This window comes from Pseudomonas sp. YuFO8 (assembly GCF_035065025.1).
GTDB classification, from domain to species: domain Bacteria; phylum Pseudomonadota; class Gammaproteobacteria; order Pseudomonadales; family Pseudomonadaceae; genus Aquipseudomonas; species Aquipseudomonas putida_AE.
On sequence record NZ_JAXDEQ010000002.1, the window covers coordinates 314,209 to 333,149 of the forward strand.

18 protein-coding genes are annotated in these 18,941 nt (G+C 57.8%); 10 read left to right on the top strand and 8 right to left on the bottom strand.

Going from position 1 to position 18,941, the window contains the following annotated elements; all coding sequences use genetic code 11:
* Nucleotides 1-8: 8 nt before the first annotated feature.
* From SOP95_RS03215 to SOP95_RS03225, 3 genes are all read left to right on the top strand, one after another.
* Complete coding sequence (locus SOP95_RS03215) at nt 9-1,748, top strand: dipeptidase (protein WP_323606049.1); 1,740 nt, start codon at nt 9-11, stop codon at nt 1,746-1,748.
* A 479-nt stretch (nt 1,749-2,227) separates the two neighbouring features.
* Complete coding sequence (locus SOP95_RS03220; protein WP_323606051.1) at nt 2,228-3,205, top strand: alpha/beta fold hydrolase; 978 nt, start codon at nt 2,228-2,230, stop codon at nt 3,203-3,205.
* Between the two features lie 271 nt (nt 3,206-3,476).
* Complete coding sequence (locus SOP95_RS03225; protein ID WP_274076284.1) at nt 3,477-4,037, top strand: lipid-binding SYLF domain-containing protein; 561 nt, start codon at nt 3,477-3,479, stop codon at nt 4,035-4,037.
* 74 nt (nt 4,038-4,111) lie between these two features.
* Here SOP95_RS03225 and SOP95_RS03230 read toward each other — a convergent pair whose 3' ends face one another.
* From SOP95_RS03230 to SOP95_RS03245, 4 genes are all read right to left on the bottom strand, one after another.
* Nucleotides 4,112-5,365 (bottom strand): OprD family porin, encoded by a 1,254-nt coding sequence (locus tag SOP95_RS03230; protein ID WP_323606052.1) that lies wholly within the window; start codon nt 5,363-5,365, stop codon nt 4,112-4,114.
* 92 nt (nt 5,366-5,457) lie between these two features.
* Entirely contained in the window at nt 5,458-6,762 is a 1,305-nt protein-coding gene (locus SOP95_RS03235; protein WP_323606054.1) for a CitMHS family transporter, read from the bottom strand.
* A 125-nt stretch (nt 6,763-6,887) separates the two neighbouring features.
* Nucleotides 6,888-8,207 carry a dicarboxylate/amino acid:cation symporter gene (locus tag SOP95_RS03240; protein ID WP_323606055.1) on the bottom strand — a complete coding sequence of 440 codons (1,320 nt, stop codon included), beginning with the start codon at nt 8,205-8,207 and terminating at the stop codon, nt 6,888-6,890.
* A gap of 42 nt (nt 8,208-8,249) precedes the next feature.
* Nucleotides 8,250-9,332: a 4-oxalomesaconate tautomerase gene (locus tag SOP95_RS03245; protein ID WP_323606056.1), complete on the bottom strand. Its 1,083-nt coding sequence runs from the start codon at nt 9,330-9,332 to the stop codon at nt 8,250-8,252.
* A 160-nt stretch (nt 9,333-9,492) separates the two neighbouring features.
* Between SOP95_RS03245 and SOP95_RS03250 the strand changes: the two genes are divergently transcribed.
* Nucleotides 9,493-10,383 (top strand): LysR family transcriptional regulator, encoded by an 891-nt coding sequence (locus tag SOP95_RS03250; RefSeq protein WP_274076279.1) that lies wholly within the window; start codon nt 9,493-9,495, stop codon nt 10,381-10,383.
* A gap of 50 nt (nt 10,384-10,433) precedes the next feature.
* On the opposite strand, the gene SOP95_RS03255 is transcribed toward SOP95_RS03250, so the two are convergent.
* Genes SOP95_RS03255 through SOP95_RS03270 form a run of 4 tightly spaced genes read right to left on the bottom strand, consistent with a single transcriptional unit; the run spans nt 10,434 to nt 14,534 of the window.
* Complete coding sequence (locus SOP95_RS03255) at nt 10,434-11,327, bottom strand: polysaccharide deacetylase family protein (protein WP_323606059.1); 894 nt, start codon at nt 11,325-11,327, stop codon at nt 10,434-10,436.
* Nucleotides 11,328-11,379: 52 nt separating this feature from the next.
* Nucleotides 11,380-12,288, bottom strand: a complete 909-nt coding sequence (locus SOP95_RS03260) for an NAD-dependent epimerase/dehydratase family protein (protein ID WP_323606061.1) — start codon at nt 12,286-12,288, stop codon at nt 11,380-11,382.
* A 50-nt stretch (nt 12,289-12,338) separates the two neighbouring features.
* A complete protein-coding gene (locus SOP95_RS03265) occupies nt 12,339-13,073 on the bottom strand; it encodes an SDR family NAD(P)-dependent oxidoreductase (protein WP_323606062.1) in 735 nt (244 codons plus the stop codon).
* 42 nt (nt 13,074-13,115) lie between these two features.
* Nucleotides 13,116-14,534, bottom strand: a complete 1,419-nt coding sequence (locus SOP95_RS03270) for an APC family permease (RefSeq protein WP_323606063.1) — start codon at nt 14,532-14,534, stop codon at nt 13,116-13,118.
* Nucleotides 14,535-14,967: 433 nt separating this feature from the next.
* Here SOP95_RS03270 and SOP95_RS03275 point away from each other — a divergent pair, with 433 nt between their 5' ends.
* From SOP95_RS03275 to SOP95_RS03300, 6 genes are all read left to right on the top strand, one after another.
* Nucleotides 14,968-15,783, top strand: coding sequence for a winged helix-turn-helix domain-containing protein (locus tag SOP95_RS03275; protein ID WP_274076274.1), 816 nt, complete (start codon nt 14,968-14,970; stop codon nt 15,781-15,783).
* Nucleotides 15,780-16,262: a hypothetical protein gene (locus SOP95_RS03280; protein WP_274076273.1), complete on the top strand. Its 483-nt coding sequence runs from the start codon at nt 15,780-15,782 to the stop codon at nt 16,260-16,262. The genes SOP95_RS03275 and SOP95_RS03280 overlap by 4 nt, the downstream gene beginning before the upstream one ends.
* A 153-nt stretch (nt 16,263-16,415) precedes the next feature.
* Entirely contained in the window at nt 16,416-16,688 is a 273-nt protein-coding gene (locus SOP95_RS03285) for a hypothetical protein (protein ID WP_323606064.1), read from the top strand.
* An 83-nt stretch (nt 16,689-16,771) separates the two neighbouring features.
* Nucleotides 16,772-17,143, top strand: a complete 372-nt coding sequence (locus SOP95_RS03290) for a hypothetical protein (RefSeq protein WP_323606066.1) — start codon at nt 16,772-16,774, stop codon at nt 17,141-17,143.
* Complete coding sequence (locus SOP95_RS03295) at nt 17,140-18,126, top strand: AraC family transcriptional regulator (RefSeq protein WP_323606068.1); 987 nt, start codon at nt 17,140-17,142, stop codon at nt 18,124-18,126. The genes SOP95_RS03290 and SOP95_RS03295 overlap by 4 nt, the downstream gene beginning before the upstream one ends.
* Nucleotides 18,127-18,397: 271 nt before the next feature.
* Nucleotides 18,398-18,898, top strand: coding sequence for an outer membrane beta-barrel protein (locus SOP95_RS03300; RefSeq protein ID WP_274076269.1), 501 nt, complete (start codon nt 18,398-18,400; stop codon nt 18,896-18,898).
* Nucleotides 18,899-18,941: the final 43 nt, after the last annotated feature.

Genomic DNA, 18,941 nt, shown 5'->3' on the forward strand with positions numbered 1-18,941 from the left:
CTCCAGCAATGGACTTTTCACTCAAAAAACTGGCCGCGGCCACCCTGATATTCGCCAGCCTGTCGTCGTTCACCCTTGCTGCACAGGCCAACATCACCCCGCAACAGAGCGCGATTATCCTCAAGACGTTCAGTGATGCCTCGGTCACGGATTTCCGCCAGTTCCTGGCCAGCCTGGCCAAGAGCGACGTCGCCAAGACGGACAACCTCGGCCCGGCCATCAGTGCCTTCCAGGACAACAAGACGCTGACGCCTGAACAGCAAAACGAAATCCACCGCCTGCTCGGCCTCTATACCCGGATCAAGTACGGCAGCGCGGCCACCGAAACCCTGCGTGAACTGGTGGCCATCCCAACCGTGCGCGTCGAGGGCGTTGCCCAGCACGACAATCCCGAGTTCATCAAGATCGCCGGGAAGATCGAGAGCTTGGCCAAGGCGTTCAACCTGAACTTTCGCAACATCGACAACCGCGTCTATGAGATCTCCCTGGAAGGTACGGGCGATGAAGTCGTCGGTATTCACGCCCATGCCGACGTGGTACCGGTGACGCCAGAGAACTGGGTGCTGCAGGATGGCACCCGGCTCGATCCGTTCAAGGTGACCCTGGTCGGCGACCGCATGTATGGCCGGGGCACCGAGGATGACAAGAACGGCATCGTGGTCGCGCTGTACGCCATGAAGGTCATCAAGGAAGAAAAGCTGCCGCTGGCACGCAACTTCAAGCTGCTGGTAGACACCACCGAGGAAACCACGGGCGACGCCATCCCCTACTACTTCGAACGCAACCCGACGCCCAACTACAACCTGGCGCTGGACGGCGGCTACCCGGTGGTGATCGCCGAGAAAGGCTACGGCACCGTCATGGCCAGCTTCGCCAAGCGCAAGGGTGAGGGCAAGGGCGCCGAAATCACCTCGATGACCGGCGGCCTGGCCACCAACCAGATTCCGTCGACCTCGGTCGCCACCCTGGTGACAGACAAGCCCGCAGAGCTGGCCGCCAGCCTGCAACAGGCCGGCAGCGAGTATGCCAAGCGCAATGGCGGCAACTTCGAAGTCACCGCCAAGGTGGACGGCAAGGACGTCAAGCTGACCGTCACCGGCGTCTCCGCCCACTCCTCCGAGCCCGAGTCCGGTGTCAACCCGGTGGCCAGGATGCTCGACTTCATCAACAGCCTCGACGGCAAGGTCGCACTCAAGCACAACCACATCACCGACGCCGCCCGCTACGCCGCCGACAACTGGGGGCTGGACTACCTGGGTGGCAAGTTGGGGGTGGGTTTCTCCGATGAGTTCATGGGCCCGCTGACCACCTCCCTGACCTATGTCGGGATGGATGAAAAAGCCTTCAAGCTGGCGGTCAACCTGCGCGTGCCGAAGGGCAAGTCGCCGGAAACGCTCAAGACTGAAATCGCTACAAAACTGGATGCGTGGAGCAAGCAGAGCAAGATCGCCCCGGCCTTCGACTACTCCATCGCCGAACCGATGTTCCGCAATCCCGAGGGCGAATGGGTCAAGGCCCTGCTCGCCGTGGCCAGCGAAAACCTCGGCATGGAGCACAAGTTCGGCACCTCCGCCGGCGCCACCTCGGTGCATGAACTGCCCAACGGCGTGCAGTTCGGCCTGGCCATGCCGGACGTCAAGTACACCGGTCACAACGACAACGAGTTCAAGACCACCGAGCAGTTCCTGCTCGACCTGCAGATCGTGACCGAGATGATGGGGCGTATCGGGCAGTTGCCGAAGCTTTGATCCACCTGGCGTCCCGCCTCCTCAGTAAATTGTAACCACACAAGTACCCCTCTCCGAGGGGTATTTTTTTCGCTAATGTGCTGATTAGTTGGCCCGGTTCACAGGCGCTGCCGAGGGGTGGATAGCGATTGATATTGGCGGGGACAATCTCAGGCCGCAAGCATTCGTTTCGGACAGGCCCACGCTTTCCGGGAAAGCTCGGATACAGGTCCACATCCCGCCCGGTAAATTGGAACGCTCCGACGATGGACGCTAACGATGACGCGGGAAACCTGACGCACCGTGGCGTTCTCTGGTTTTTCGCGAGCAAGCTCGCTCCTACAGGGGGGTTGCCCATACCAAAGCGTTAATCCCACACACCCATGTCCAGTGTTCAGTGCCTTGGTTTGCCCATAAATTCCGAGCTGCCAAAGCGTCGCCGGATGGCCTGTCCCGGGCCCCGCCGGCGCTACCTTCAAAACACACATGAGGTATCGATCATGACTGATGAGACAAGCGGAACTACCCGCAGAGGATTGATGACCACCGGTGCCATGGCCGCCGCCCTGGCCGTGACGCTACCTGTGCTCGCAGCGCAATCGACCCCGGCAGCCGTGCCTGCGGGCAGCAAGAACGACGGCCATGCCAGCGGGTCGGGGATACTCACCGTCAAGGACGGCACGCAGATTTTCTACAAGGATTGGGGCACCGGACAGCCGCTGGTGTTCCATCATGGCTGGCCCCTGTCCAGTGACGACTGGGATGCACAGATGCTGTTTTTCTCAGGCAAGGGCTTCCGTGTCATTGCCCACGATCGCCGCGGCCACGGTCGCTCGTCGCAGACCACTGTGGGCAACGAGATGGATACCTATGCCGCCGACGTGGCGCAGCTGATGGCGCATCTCGACATCAGGAACGCCGTGCACATCGGTCACTCCACCGGTGGCGGTGAGGTGGCGCGTTATGTGGCGCGTCATGGCCGCGGTCGCGTCGCCAAGGCGGTGCTGATCGGCGCCGTGCCGCCGATCATGCTGCGCACCGCGAACAATCCGGGCGGCCTGCCTCTGGACGTCTTCGATGGTCTGCGCAAGGCCCTGACCGACAATCGTTCAGGATTTTATCGTGATTTTCCGAGCGGTCCCTTTTATGGCTTCAATCGCCCGGGCGCGAAAGTCTCCGAGGCGATCATCGACAACTGGTGGCGCCAGGGCATGAATGGTGGGGCCAAGGCGCAGTACGACTGCATCAAAGCCTTCTCGGAAACCGACTTTACCGACGACTTGAAGGCCATCGACGTGCCGACCCTGGTGCTGCACGGCGAAGACGACCAGATCGTGCCGATCGCCGATTCGGCGCACCTGGCCATCAAGCTGCTCAAACAGGGCACGTTGAAAACCTACCCCGGCCTGCCCCATGGCATGTGCACCACCCATGCCGACGTGATCAACCAGGATCTGCTGTCCTTCATCAAAGGCTGACGCTCGCTTCGCAGGTGCCCGATCGCAATGAACCGGCACCTTGCGCGCCCACCGGGAACAGACAATACGAACGGCAGTGATGAACTGCTGCCATCACTCAGTGGTCACAACAAGTGATGGCATCGCAACTGATCACTTGTTCCACTCAGCCGCGACGCTTGAAATCCACACATTCCAGGGTGCGCCGGATAACGCTCAGTGATTTCGGTTCCTACCGCAAGTAGGCGCTGACTGCTACTGCCATCCAATGCTCCCTTATCGGAGTACGCAAATGACTCAATCCATACGGATGTTCCTGACGGCTTTGCTTGCAGTTGTCGCATTGGCCTCGGCCAGTTTCCTGAATACGGCAGGCGCCGCGACCGCCGAGGACCTCACCACCGACTCCAAGCAAGCGCTGCAAACCCTGTACAAGACCAATCCCGCTGCCGAAACCATTGGGAAACAAGCCAAGGCGATACTGGTCTTCCCGAAAATCATCAAGGCGGGCCTGGTGTTCGGCGGCAGCTACGGCGAAGGCGTCTTGATGAAAGGCAACACAGCAGTGGATTACTACAACTCCGTCGGCGGCTCCTGGGGCTTGCAGGCCGGCGCCCAGTCCTATGGCTATGTGGTTTTCCTGATGACCGACAAAGCGGTGAAATACATCACTGAAACCAAAGGTTGGGAAATCGGTGTAGGGCCAACGGTGGTCGTGGTGGATGAAGGGCTTTCGAAGAACCTGTCCAGCTCGACGCTGAAAGACGACGCCTACGCGTTCATCTTCTCCCAGCAAGGTTTGATGGCCGGGATCAGCATCGAAGGTACGAAGATTTCCCTGATCAAGCGCTAGAACCGGCAGTTCAGTGGATCGTCGGACGAGTGAAGGCAGCCTGGTCCAATCAGGCCAGGCTGCCAACGTGCGCTCTACCAGAGCGCGATGTCATAGGTGATGTAAATCCGGTTGCTGTCGCGCCCACGTGCGAAGTCCGCGCGGTAGACATAGTTGCGCAGCTTTACACCGACGCCTTTGAACGCACCGCTCTGGACCACGTAGGCCAGTTCGGTGTCACGTTCGGATTCCTTGATCCGGGTGTCGGACTTGCCATCGTTACCCTTCAGGTATCGGGTCAGGAACGTCAGGCCTGGCACGCCCAGGGGCGCAAAGTCGTACCCGTAGCTGAGCATCCAGGTTTTCTCGTCCTCCTCGATGAACTTGCCGATACCGGCGTTGCTGAACGAGAACACCGTGGCACCGCTGATGTAGGGCAGCCCTGCATCACCGCTGAGGGTTTGATAGCCGCCGCCAAAGGTGTGCCCTGCCACCGCGTAGGACATCAGGACACTGAGCATGTCGTTGTCAATCTTCGAGGCGTAGGCGCGGCCCGCGTCGTGGCTGTTGAAGTAGCGCAGGTCGCCGATCAGGGTCCCGCGACCTAACGCCAGATCGTGCTGGATGCCGGCGAAGTCCTGGCGATAGAAGTCTTCCAGCTCGCCGTGGAAGTAGCTCAGGCGCGTGTTCTTGCCGAGTTTGTAGTCGGCGCCGGCGTAGGTGAAGTCCCCGCCTCTGTCGCCCGAGAAGCCATCAGGCACGATCGACACACTGTCCGTGGAATCACGCTGCTTGAAGCGGTCCAGGCGTCCGCCGGTCAGGGTCAGGTTGTCGATATCCGTGCTGGTCAGCTGGCCGCCCTCATAGGTCTGCGGCAACAGGCGTGCATCGTTGTAGTTCAGTACGGGCGTCCTGGGCAGCAGTGTCCCGTACTTGAGGGTGCTCTTGGCCAGCCTGATCTTCGCCGTGGCGCCGGCGCTGGAGAATTCATCGGCGGCGCGGCCATCGTCATGCACCGGCAACAGGCCGGTACCGCTGCGCCCTCGCCCCGAGTCCAGCTTCACCCCCAGCAATCCCAGTGCATCAACACCCAGACCCACTGTCCCCGGGGTAAACCCCGACTGGTAATCCAGCAGGAAGCCCTGCGCCCATTCGGTGCGCTCACTTTTTGCGGTGCTGGCCGCACGGGCACTCAGGCCATGCTCATCACGAAAGTTTTCATTGAAGTAGACATTGCGCAGCTGCAGCTTCAGCTTGCTGTCGTCGATGAAATCGCTGGCATCAACCACGGCAATCGGGAATACCCCAAGGAGAGGTAAAAGCGCCCTGCCAATCAGAGAATGGGTCATGCGGAACTACTCTTGTTGTTTTTCAGGATGCAGGAATTCGCGCGCCGGCGAACGGCGCGTGGACAGGCGTCTAGCCGTGCGTCAGGGATAACTCAGGAGAACAGCGTCAAGGCGCCGGTCAGCAGGGCCAGTGCGGTGATCACCAGGGAGGTGAGCACGGCCCATTTCACGGTGGCGCGCTGGAAGTCGCCGATATCGCGATCGACCATGCCCACCAGCAACAGGGTCGACGCTACCAAGGGGCTCATCAGGTGCACCGGTTGTCCCAGCACCGATGCCCGGGCGATTTCCACCGGGTCGATGCCGTAGGCGGCCGCTGCGTTGGCGAGAATCGGCACTACGCCGAAGTAATAGGCATCGTTGGACAACACGAAGGTCAAGGGCATGCTGGTAATCGCCACCACCAGCGGAAACAGGTGGCCCCAGGACGGTGGAATCCACTCCACCAGCGTCTGGGCCAGGGCATCGACCATTTTCGTGCCGGAGAAAATCCCGGCGAAAACCCCGGCGGCGAACACCAGCAGGACCACGGTCATGGCGTTGCCGGAATGGGCGAGGATGCGTTCCTTTTGGATGTCCAACTGCGGGTAGTTGATCATCAGCGCCAGGACAAAACCGATCAGGAACAGGATCGCCGAATGGGCCAGGCCCATCACCAGCGCGATCATCACGCCGATCACCAGCATCAGGTTCACGTAGGCCAGCTTCGGGCGTTTGTGCGGTGTGTCTTCAAGAATGGCCTTGATGTAGCAATCACCTCCGCCGCTCTGCAGTTGGGTATCGCCGATGCGCTTGCGCTCGGCGCGACCCAGCAGAAATGCCGTGAACACCACCCAGGCGGCGCCGCCGATCATGGTCGGCAACAACGGGATGAAATACTCTCCGGCATCCACCCCCAGCGCGGCAATCGCCCGGGTGGCCGGCCCGCCCCAGGGGCTCAAGCCGCTCATGATGCTCAGCGACAACATGGCAATGGTCGCCAGGATCATCGGATTCATGCCGATGCGCTTGTACAACGGCAGCATCGCCGCGCAGGTGATCATGTAGGTGGTCGTGCCATCGCCGTCCAGTGCGACCGTCAACGACAGCAGCGCGGTGCCGATGGCGATTTTCATCGGGTCGCCGTTGACCCGCTTGAGAATCTTGCGGATCAGCGGGTCGAACAGGCCCGAGTCGATCATCAAGCCGAAAAACAGGATCGCGAACAGCAGCAACGCGGCCGACGGCGCGACCATCTTCAGGCCGTCGAGCATCATTTTCCCGGTGGACCCGCCAAAACCGCCGATCAAGGCAAAGACGATCGGCACAACGGTCAACGCAACGATGGGCGACAAGCGTTTGGACATGATCAGGTAGGTGAACACTACCACCATGGCCAGGCCGAGTAAGGCGAGCATAGGGCATCTCTCTTGTTGTTATTGATGGCGAGATCGACGCGCAGGCGAACGACCCCGAGACTACCAGACGTTGCAATCGGCAACGTCCGGCAATGGGCGGCGATGAACGGTTTTGCGGGTAGCGGTCAGCTGCGGTGGGCGACTTCCACCGGCTCCCAGGCCTGGTTCCCGGCCAGCGGCGTCGAGGTTTTTCCGTCCAGGGTATCGAGCAGCACCTGACGGTCGCAGGCGTTCTCGGAGATGGCGATGACCACGGTCGCCACGGCATTGCTGGCCAGGCTGGTCAATGCACGGGCTTCGGACATGAAACGATCGATGCCGATCAACAAGGCCAGGCCCGCCAGCGGAATGTCATGGATCACCGACAGCGTCGAGGCGAGGGCCACAAAGCCGCTGCCGGTGACCCCTGCGGCGCCCTTGGAGGACAACAGCATGATTGCCAGCATGGTCAGGGTCTGCGTGAGGCTCAGCTCGATATTGCAGGCCTGGGCAATGAAGACCGCCGCCAGCGACAGGTAGATCGCCGTGCCATCGAGATTGAACGAATACCCCGTCGGCAACACCAGCCCCACGACACCCTTCCTGCACCCCAGCGCCTGGAGCTTTTCCAGCATGCGTGGCATCACCGGTTCCGTGGAAGACGTGCCCAGCACCACCAGGAACTCTTCGCGCAGGTAGCGCAGCAACTTCCACAGGCTGAAACCATGGGCGCGACAAATGCTCCCCAGCACCACAAAGACGAAGAAAGCGCAGGCGATGTACAGGGTCATGATCAACTTCGCCAGGGAGCCCAGCGAGGTGATGCCGTACTGTCCGACCGTGAACGCCAGCGCCCCGAAGGCACCGATCGGCGCAAAGCGCATCAGGTAGGAAAAAATCTTGAAGACCATCTGCGATGCGGCCTCCAGTACATCGAGCACGGGCTTGCCGCGCTCACCCAGGGATGACAGGGCAAACCCGCACAACACTGCGATAAACAGCACCGGCAGCACTTCGCCTTTGCTGAACGCACCGATGAACGTATCGGGGATGATGTGCATGAAAAACTCGACGACCCCGAGTTTGGCTGCCGACTCCGTGTACTGGGACAACCCTGCGGTGCTCAACTGGCTGGGATCGATGTTCATTCCCGCGCCCGGCTTGAACAGGTAGACCGCCACCAGGCCGATGATCAGGCTGACCACCGTCAGCCCGAGGAACAGCAGCATGGTCTTGCTCAACAAGCGCCCGAGCGAGCGCTTGTCGCTCATCCCGGCAATGCCGGTGACGATGGTGCAGAACACCACCGGGGCAATCATCATCTTCACCAGTTTGATGAAGGCATCCCCCAATGGCTTGAGGGCGACGGCTTGCTGGCCCCAGAAATGCCCGACCACGACACCGAGCAGGACCGCGCAGAGGATTTGAAAGTAGAGCGATTTTACGATTTTCATGGCATCACCCATTTTTAGAATTGTGCTGATGCAAACCCAGGCAGCGTCAGATCACTACCCGGCGAGTCGCTGGGAAGCCGGGGCATAGACGAAACCGGAAAACAGCCGTCGCGCGGTGCGCACAACCGAGGCACGGATGGTCTGGCCGTTGTCGCCGATGTAGGACAACACCACATCGATGCCGCCGCTCGGGTGCTCGATACGCACCTGTTGCAGGCGCGGACCACCGCTGTTGCCGAGCATCCGTGCGACGACGCTGCCTTCGCTGACACAGGCCGTCGCCAGGCCGATGGAGCCGGTAATGGCCAACGCGCGATGGCAGTTGTGGGGCATGAAGTAGCGAACCTGCAGGGTGCCACCGGCCTTGGCCGGGGACACCAGCACCGGCTTGGGGATGACCTTGTCGCTGACATCGCCCAGCCCCATCGCCCTTCCCGCCTGCAACCGCAAGGCTTCGAGCCGATGCAGGAAATCCTTGTCGGCGTCCAGCTCGGCCGGGGTTTCATCGCCGCGCTTGTGCAGATGACGGGCCTCGATGATCACCATCGGCATGGCCATGTCGATGCAGGTCACAGGCACCCCGTCGAACACATCCAGGGTGTTGCCGGTGGGGAAAAGCTTGCCGGTCTTGCTGCCGGCCGCATCGAGGAAGGTCAACTGCACCGGGGCCGCGCTGCCCGGCACGCCATCGATGACCGTGTCACCCTCGTAGCTGACTTTGCCGTTGGGCGTCAGCACGTCGGAGGTGACGAAGGTGCCAGTGTTGAGGTTGCGAATGCGCACCCGGGTGGAGTCGCCGGCTGCCTTGACCAGGCCCTGCTCGATAGCAAACGGGCCGACGGCGCAGAGCATGTTGCCGCAGTTGGGCGCCGTGTCGACCCGACGCTGGGACACCATGACCTGGACGAACAGGTAATCGACGTCCGCCTCGGGATGCAACGAAGGGCTGACGATCGCGACCTTGCTGGTCTGCGGGCTGCCGCCGCCGATGCCGTCAATCTCCAGTTCGTGACCGGAGCCCATCACCGAGAGCAACAGTTCATCGCGCTCTTTAACGCAGACCGGTAGATCCCAAGCGAGAAATACCGGGCCCTTGGAGGTACCACCGCGCATGAGAACACAAGGAATACGTTGCATGGCTTATCACTCTTGTTGATCAATCGGGTTAATTGATGTCTTGCAAACAAGAGTGACAGGGAAGCACTGGTGTTTCCAATGCAAAGATTGGCGCTATTATTCCACTTCACGAATGAATCTTTCCGGCCGTGGCCAAGCCTCTTTTGGGTGAGACAAGCACATGGAATATGAGCTTCAGGACATCAGGTCCTTTGTAAAAATCGCTGAGCTGGGCAGCTTTCACGAAGCCGCAGAAGCCTTGCATCTGTCGCAGCCCGCCTTGAGCCGGCGGATCAAGAAACTCGAGGAGGGGCTGGGCACCGCGCTGCTCGATCGAACAACGCGCAAGGTCAGCCTGACCAGCGTCGGACGTGATTTCCTGCCCAAGGCACGTCGATTGCTGGACGACTTCGACGACTCGATTCTCAATATCCGCGAATTGGCGGAACGGCAGATCGGTCGGGTAACGCTCGCCTGCATCCCCACCGCGGCGTTCTACTTCCTGCCCTCGGTGATCCGCATCTACAACGAACGTTACCCGAAAATCCGCATTCGCCTGCTCGACCTGAGTGCCAATGAAGGCCTGGAAGCGGTGCTGCGCGGTGAAGCGGATTTTGGCATCAACATGATGAGCGGCCAGCACCCCGACATCGAGTTCGTGCCCTTGGTTAACGAACCCTTTGTCCTCGCCTGCCGGCGCGACCATGAGTTGGCCGGGCGCAGTTCGGTCAGTTGGTCTGAACTGGGCGACTATCGGTTGATCGGCGTGGGCCGGCTGAGCGGCAACCGCATGCTGCTGGATCACGCGCTGTCAGGCCTGAGCTGGCGTCCTCAGTGGTTCTACGAAGTGCAGCATCTTTCCACGTCATTGGGATTGGTCGAAGCAGGGCTAGGCGTGTCGGCGATGCCTAGCCTGGCGATGCCCGCAGGCGATCATCCAACACTGGTCAGCGTTCCTCTCATCGACCCCGTGGTCAATCGGTCGTTGGGCCTGGTTTATCGACGGGGCGCTTCGCTTTCCCCGGCCGCAGAAAAGTTCGTGTCGATACTGCTTGAGCAGTGGCCGCAATGACCGGGGATCAGGCAGAGCAGCGACCCTCCCTCGAGGGTCGCCTCCCCCTGCTATCGGTGAGCTATTACCGGTCCCTGGTAATACGGCAGCTTGTCGATCCGTGGTTTGTAGGCCTCCGTGGCGACACTGCGCTGGACATGCGCGGCGATCTCGTCCATCCGGGCAAACCAGACATCACCCTTGGCCATCATGTATTCGATCAGCTTCGACACCTCATGCCAGCGTGACAATCGACCGGAAAGGAACGGATGCCAGACCGGCACGAAAAGCGCGCCATACTCCCAGGCGGCATCGAACTCGGCCTTGAACACCTCGACGGCGCGTTGCGGCGACTGGATCGGCATCTGGAAATCCAGGTCGATGCTGTGCATGTACTGCGGCCAGTCATCCAGCGCCCAGCTTGACGGCAACTCCACCAGATCCCCCGCTCCCGTGCGCAACAGATAAGGCACATCATCGCCCATCAAGGAGGCGTCATAACTGAAGCCGCGTTCGATCAACAGGTCAGCCGAGTGCTCGGACATGTTGTACAGGGGCGCCCGCCAGCCGCGCGGTGCCTGGCCGGTAAAGCGCTTGATGGTGTCGCAACCGCGGTCGAGCCAATAGGCTTCCTCTTCCCGGCTCAGCTCGTTGGGATGCTCATGGATGTAGCCGTGGTGGGCAATTTCGTGCCCACCTTCGACGATCGCCTCGATGGCCTGCGGGTATTGCTCGATGCACCAGGCTGGAATGAAAAAAGTCTGCTTGATCTCGAAGCGTCGATAGGTTTCCAGGATCCTTGGTATCGCCACTTTAGGGCCGTAGTGCAGCATCGAAATACTCGCAACCCGTGTCGCGGAATCCTTGGGGTGCGCCACATGCAGAATGCTGTCTGCATCCATATCAAAGGTAAAGGCCACGGCGCAGCGTGCACCGTTTGGCCAGACAATCGGATTTTCAATCATGCGTAATCACCCGTGAGTATTGAACGTTCACCAACAGCGACCCAGCGCCCGATCAATACTCGTGATCGATCAGCCAGTTGGAATAATGGGTGAGGCCTTTTTCCAGCGACCACTGCGCGCGATAACCCAACTCCCGCTCGGCGGCACTCAGGTCCCATTCGCCATGGCGATCGAGATGCCAATAACCGCCGCCCACTTCGATGCGTGCTTGGGGAATGATCTTGCGGATGATTTCAACGGCTTGATGCAGCGTCCAGGAGCGATCACCGGCAATGTTGAAGACGCCGCCTTTGAGGTCCCGGGTTTCAGCTGCCATCAATACGGCACGCACGACGTCTTCCACGTGGATGTAGTGAAACCGGTGATCGCCGCCCGAAGCCAGGGTAAATGTTTCACCACGGTGGACGGTTTTGAGGATGTCCCTGAGCACTTGCGGCATCTTGTTTTCGGGGCCATACACTTCGGCGATTCGCAGGGAAATCACTTCCATGCCATAGAGGTCGTTGTAGACCCGGCCAAAGTGCTCGGTGGCAATCTTGGTGACGCCGTAGGGAGTCGTTGGGTAGGTCGGTGTTTGCTCATTGATCTCTCCTTCGTAATGTCCATAGACCGTTTCCGAAGAAAAGTTGACCAACTTCTTGATGCCCGCCAGGCGCATGGCTTCAAGCAAATGAATGGTGCCATCGATGTTCGCCGTCACCGTCGTGATGGGCAGGTCGATAGACAGGTCGGGATGGGACATGGCCGCCGTGTGAATGACTCGATCAACGCCATGTTCCTTGATGGTTCGGACAATCCTCGGTATGTCGAATAACTCCCCCTGCACAGGCGTCATGAATTCAGACCTGGCTTCGGAGTAGTCACGGTTGTAACTCACCACCTTGACGCCTTGCTCGCTGAGCTTCCTGGTCAGGTATCTGCCCACATAGCCCAAACCACCGGTAATCATTACAGCGCTCATGTTGTTTCCCTCTTGTTATTAGCGGTGAAGTCAAACTTCAAGACACTCAGCTAGATCGCAGCGCCGCCATTGGGGCTGATGATCTGTCCAACCATGTAATCACCGGCGGGCCCGGCCAGGGCTTCGACCATGGCGGCGATTTCATCCGGCTTGCCGAAGCGCCTCAACGGCAGGCTCGCACGGGTTTCATCGTTGAATTCGAGGGTGTCGTTGATCAGCATGTCGGTCTCGATCGGCCCCGGCGCCACCGAGTTGACCAGTACACCTTTGGGGGCCACTTCCTTGGCGACCGCCTTGGTCAGCGCGATCACCCCGCCCTTGGAAGCGCAATACGCGGCGTAGGTCGGGAAGCCGATCAGCCCCAGCTCGGAGCTGATGTTGATGATCCGCCCCTGACCGCGTGCCAGCATGCCCGGTAACACCGCCTGCATGCAGGCCCAGGTCCCGCCGAGGTTGGTACTGATCATCTGCTCCCACTGCGCCCAGGTCGTTTGCTCGACTGTCGCCGACACCAGTCTCCCGGCATTGTTGACCAGGATATCGACCCGGCCGTAGCGGCTCTCCGCCTCGCGAAGAATGCCGGCTGCGGATTCGGGGTTACTGATATCCGCCTGAATGGTGATCCCGTCGCCACCGTTGGCTTCGGCTGTGCGGATGACCTCGTCCAGTTGATCCTTGGTGTCGAAGTAGTTGAGCACCAGATGATCACCACTTGCCGCAAAACGCCTGGCGATGGCCAGCCCAATACCCCTTGCAGCGCCCGTGATAACGACTACACGTTTCATAAGTTCTCCCATGATTTTTTAGATGAAAGCCGTGCGTGCAAATCAGGCTTTGGAAAGTACGGGTTTCCTGGAGACACGCGATTGCCAGACCAGGATCAGTGCGCCAGACAGTATCGTCAGCGCGCCCAGGTACCAGGCCGTGTATTGATCCTCTGGCGAGACCGGATTGGCGCCGGCGGTGTAACCGATGTATCCCAGGACGAGAATGGCGAGAGTTGCAGGGATCGACAGTGCGAACGCGATTGCGAAACGCTGACGGCGGAACGTCATGACAATGAAGGCAGCAATGGCGGCCATGTAGGACATCACCAGCGTGATAGTCACCACGTCGTAGTACCAGACGATCTTGTCCAGCGGCTTCCACCACAGCAGTGCAATGGCGACGGCCGCGACGATCACGCTGGCGAGCCAGGGCGACTTGGTCTTGTTGACGGCACTGAGCGCCAACGGCAGATGCCCTTCTTCACTCATGCGATAAAGCGTGCGCGCCGCTGCACTCGAAGAGATCTGCATGCCGGCACAGGCCGACGTAATCACCACGAACAAGGCAATCCAGGCCATGGCCGGTGGCAAGTAGACGTTTGCCACCGCAGCGATTGGCCCACCGTTGCCGTCCTCGATGATGGCCGCCAGTGTCTCCACGGGCACGGCGTACTGCCAGCCGATGGCCGCGAGGGTGTAGATGACGAAGGCGGACGTCAGCACGAGCAACATGGAGCGTTGCACGGTACGAACCGGAATCCGCGACTCCTCGATGTAGTTGATCGCCGAATCGAAGTTGGCGAGCATCCATACACCGAACAGCACCCCTGGCCCGATGGCTGACCAACCGTCCGCCCCTTCTGGCGTGTACATGGACAGCACCGACAGGTCCGGTACCTGAGGGTCGATGATGCCCATCAACCCGAGCCCGGCAACGACACCGATCTCGAAAATCAGGAAGATGCTGGCGATTTTCGCGGTGGCATTGACGCCCTTGCAGGAAATGGCCAGGAAGACCAGGACCATGCCCGTACCAATCAGTTTGGCGTTGAGCGCACCCGCCAGGGCCGGGAACAGCGCCTGGATATATTCGGTGCCGATGATTGCGCACATGGCCATTACTGCCGTACAGGCAACGGAGTAGGCCCAGCCGAGAATGGTCCCGACGCTGGTATGCAGGAAACGCGAGGTGAAGGTAAAGACGCCGCCTGCCGAGGGGGCCTGGCGAGTGAGGGAGATCATGCAGAACGCCATGACCAGCATGGGGAAGAAGTACGCAATCAATATGGCCAGCGGCGCATGGTGGCCCGATATCGAGTAAAGAATCGACATCGAAGAGGCGGCAATCCAGCCCGGAGCATTAAAACCAAGTGCGGAAAACGTTACATCCCTGGTGGTGAGCGTCCCCTTGTTCAGCGCTGTATCAAGTTCACGAACAGTTCCGTCACGGTCATAACCGATGATTTCATAGAAGTTCATTTGTCAGGCTCTGATTAATAGCTATAGAAGATCTTGTAGCGTCAAGCCGTGGGAATCGGTTTGAACACCGCTCTTATTATTCAACTATGCAAAATGCAGATACTCACAACCCGAACAAGCCAATCAAATAGCTTATTCAGAGTTGACTTGCAGCTTTGTTGTTTTTATCGCTGTGGTTTTTAAACCTTTGAATGGGTGGCCAGTATAGAAACAGCCAAAAAAAACCTACCATCAGGAATTTCCGATCTTTGCATCTGAATGGGCGAAGTAAGGCTCGCCCACCTTGCAGTTTTCGGATAGCGCCGGTCATTCGATCCGCGCATCATCACCGCCCCCGCTCATAGCCGTTCCTTTCGACAAGAATGCACTGCGTCAAATCGGCCTCTTAAACCGTCTCTATACTCAGCCAGAACCACCTGAACGGAGGACTCCCATGCGCTACGCCTTCACATTGAAAAATGGTGCCATGGCCCTTTTCGATCCAGACACCGCCTTGCTTACCCTCACCACGCCCCATGGGGAAGTACAAAGCACTACGATAGGCAGAGCAGAATCGCGTCTATTGGAGCTGCTGCTCATGGAGCCCGGGCAGACTAAAAGTCGTGAAGAGATCATCGACTACACCTGGAATGACCGCGTCGTCGCCTCCGGCAGTTTGAACCAGGCGGTTTTCTCCCTTAGAAACATTCTCAATGACAGCCGTGATCACGAGATTCTGATGACGGTTCCGCGAAGAGGTTATTGCTTCAACCGTCTTTATGTAGTCGATGTCCCCACAAATCCCCCAACGCCCTCGGAAGAAGCTGCGCCTGTGCTCGCCGTTGAAGAGCCGGCACCGTTCGGGAATGACGATCTTGCGGTGCCTTCAGCAAAGACCAGGAAATCAACTTACCTGACAAAAGCCCATTTAATCGGCTATGTGCTGACCTTGGCAGTCTGCGCCTACACGGGTTTCCACTCAGGTTTCGACACATCGAAAATAGAAGTCTCCACCCTCAAACAAAATGAACTGGTCATCCATGCATTAGGCGAGAGTGTCGCCGAAGCTGAATCGCTGAGGGATCTCTCGGCGACCCAAGTGCAACAGCTACCGCCAAACTTGAAAGGCGAAGTCTGGTTGAACCTGTTTAAAACAAACTACTCTGTTTCGTGCGTTCGTCCGGATCTAAGCACTGCAAACCTGCAATTGAATAGCGGGCAAAAAGACCTTGCCCCGATGATCCGGCAATGTTTGGAAGCCACCCTATGAAGTCAATGACCTCTTCAACTGTTCACTGGATCGTGCTTGCAATCATCAACGCCGCCTGTGTCTTTTCCCTGACCTATTCGCCCTCTTATTACATGGAAAATATCAGTTATCAAACCATGACTCGTCAATGGCTGGAGGACTCCAATCAACTCAATACCGAAGAGTACCTGACCATCGGCCATGGCCGACTGACACAAACCACGATTGAAAGCCTGAACGGAAAGATTCGTAATGCAACCATCTCGGCGCAGATTGTCCGGGAAAGCAAACACCATGTGCAAATAAAGATCAGCAACGTCAAACTCAGCCAGGACACTGAATTATTCGCCATTGAAAAGACGCCGGATCTGTTTTTCAGGCGTCAATTCGTTCTACAGGAAGGCGCCGTTCTCAACTATGAGTTGCTCCCCACCTCCAACAAAAACGCCGTATGCTTTTATGTACATGACATTGGCCGCTTGCGCTGCATGAATCACTGAGACATCTGCAACCCATCACATCAGAACAAAAATAATAATTACTAATTTGAATCAAACCCCCTCCCCCCGCAACATCCCGCCTTTGTAGCGCTCGAAGTCGTTCCTGCTGACATCAGCGTTGAAAACATACATTTTCCGCGAGTCGTCAAATCAATGATAACCAGGATCCTGGCAGCTCTAGCGCTGGCTGCTCTATCGTTTGCTTCAGCGGCACACAATGAATATTCGGTCGGCAGTACGGAAATCGAACTCTACGAATTGGAAATGAGCCCCAACGAAACAATCAAGCTCAAGCACTTGAAAATCTACTCTGAAAAGCAAGCCCATGACGATGAAGACGCTTTTGACAACGCCTTGCCTGCCCCGCCACAAAATCAACAATCGGAGTCACGACCTGTCGCTGACTCCAGTTTGAGCGAAATATGAGTTTTTGACTTCAACCAGCATCGTGGGAGCAGGACTATCCGCAGGCACTGCCTGAAAACATCATCAACAAGGAACGCACGTCAATGCTGCTAAGAAACCTCGCTACCGTATCCTTTGGTGTATTGCTGTCTCTCAAGGCCTTGGCTGATGACAAGGAACTCTATGGCGCCGACCTGACGCGTCTTGAAAGCAACACGAACAAGCTGAGCGATGAAAAGTCCGATTACAGGATTGTCACAGCCTATCGTGCTGAGGATTTTTTTGCTTTTGATGCGGCAGCCATCGGCCCGGCCAGCCAGAAAACCGCGATCTTTGGATCGAACCTGGCACCCGATAAACTTCAAGGCCTGGTGGAGTTATCCTCGAGCGACGCGTACGTCTTTACTGCGGCATTGTCGATGCCTGAGAAAAACCCGGGCACTGTCCAATTAGCTGAAGAGCAATCTATTCCATGAGCATCATGATCCCTGATGAAGTCTTTCACGTAACGGCCACGCCTGCGGACCAAACCGATAGAACAGTTGGCCGTTGGCAGCTGAGCCTCGCACCGTTGGAACACGAAGCAAACATCAGGCAGCACAAGCTCTTTCAGGGTTCCAGGCTGCAATGCAGTCGTCTGGAGTTTGACTCAACCGTCACCTTGATGGGTTGTGTCCCTCAGGGCTTTGTAACCCTTGCCATTTCACAGGCTTTGGTGGGTCGACCCACGGTCAATAATCATCATTTGTGGCCTAACGAAATCATCGTGTTGTATAGCGGTGAGCCCGTGCACTACACCTGCGAGCCGAATGAAACGCTTTTCACCCTGACCACGACTCTCGAACATTACGTACATTGCCTTGGAAACCATTCTTCCATCGATATGCTGCGGGATAGAAAGGAGCAGCGCTTTCAGGTTGCACATTACCAGTTGGTGCAATCCGCCATTCAGGCGATCAACGCCTACTCCATGGACGCCACCCCGCCTCGTTTGCAACCGCTCAGCTGCGCTGAAACTTCAGCGGCTGAAAGTGCGTTGCTGATTTCTCTGCTACGGGCCCTGATACCTGTTGGCCGATCCGCGCTTACTCCCCCGCGAAGAAGAAAGATCGCAATAGAGGCCATGCAATACATTCATGAAAACACCAAAAAATCCCTCAGCGTGAAGGCGTTGGTCAAACAACTTCAAACCACAACTCGCAGCTTGCACCATGGCTTCGTCGAAACGTTCGGGATTTCGCCGATCGCTTACATCAAGAACCTGAGACTCGCTCGTGCCCGTCGGGACTTGATCCGCAACACTTGGCCGACGGTCACTGAAACCGCCATGTATTGGAATTTTCACCATCTGGGCCGGTTTTCCAAAGCGTATCAGGATGCTTATGGAGAAACCCCCTCGGAAACGGCCAGGCGTAATTCTGCAAAACTGGCCACGGCCGCCAAAAATAACAATCAATAATTTTCATCCCACAGCCTGAATGGTCAGCATGCTTGTTTCTACCCAAGGGGATAAGCATGCGCTATCGACTGAATTCGCTACCACTCAAACAGAAAGTCATCTTTTGCCTGGCCGCCTATTTATCGGGCGTTGCCTTAGCCTGGCTGGTTAACACCTATCAAACCCTTTGAAGCCATTCATAAATATCAATCAATGACTTCAATCATTCTTCACGTTCATTCAAATTCTCGGCCAACACCCATCGACAACCCGTAGAAGGACCCTGCCTCACATGCTATTTCGAAACCTTGGCTTCGTTTCACTGCTTTCGTTACTGTCTTTTCAGGCGCTCGCTGATGACAAAGGTTTATATCTTGGCGCTGGCGTCAGCAGCATTGAAACCGACAAAGTCCATTTGAACGATGAAGACACCAGTTATAAGGTTTTTGCAGGTTATCGCCTCAACAACTATCTGGCCTTCGAAGGCGCCTTCGTTGATCTCGGCCAATTCGAAGACAGCAATCTGGATTTCGACGGTAAGTCTGTCCAGGCCAGTGCCCATCTCGGCTTTCCGTTAGGAGACCGAGTGCGAGTATTCGGCATTGTCGGTGCCCATGCCTGGGATGCCGACGGCAATGCCGCCGATGACGATACGGGCGTGGACCTGACCTACGGTGCCGGCGTTGAACTCGATGTATTTCGCAACATCGGTGTCCGCGCTGAATATGAAGTACTGCAGGTCGGTAACATGGACCTGAATCAAACAACGGCATCCGCTTACATTCTCTTCTAAACCCCTCCTGAATTGAGCGGCCAAGCGGGTCGCTCAACCTCAA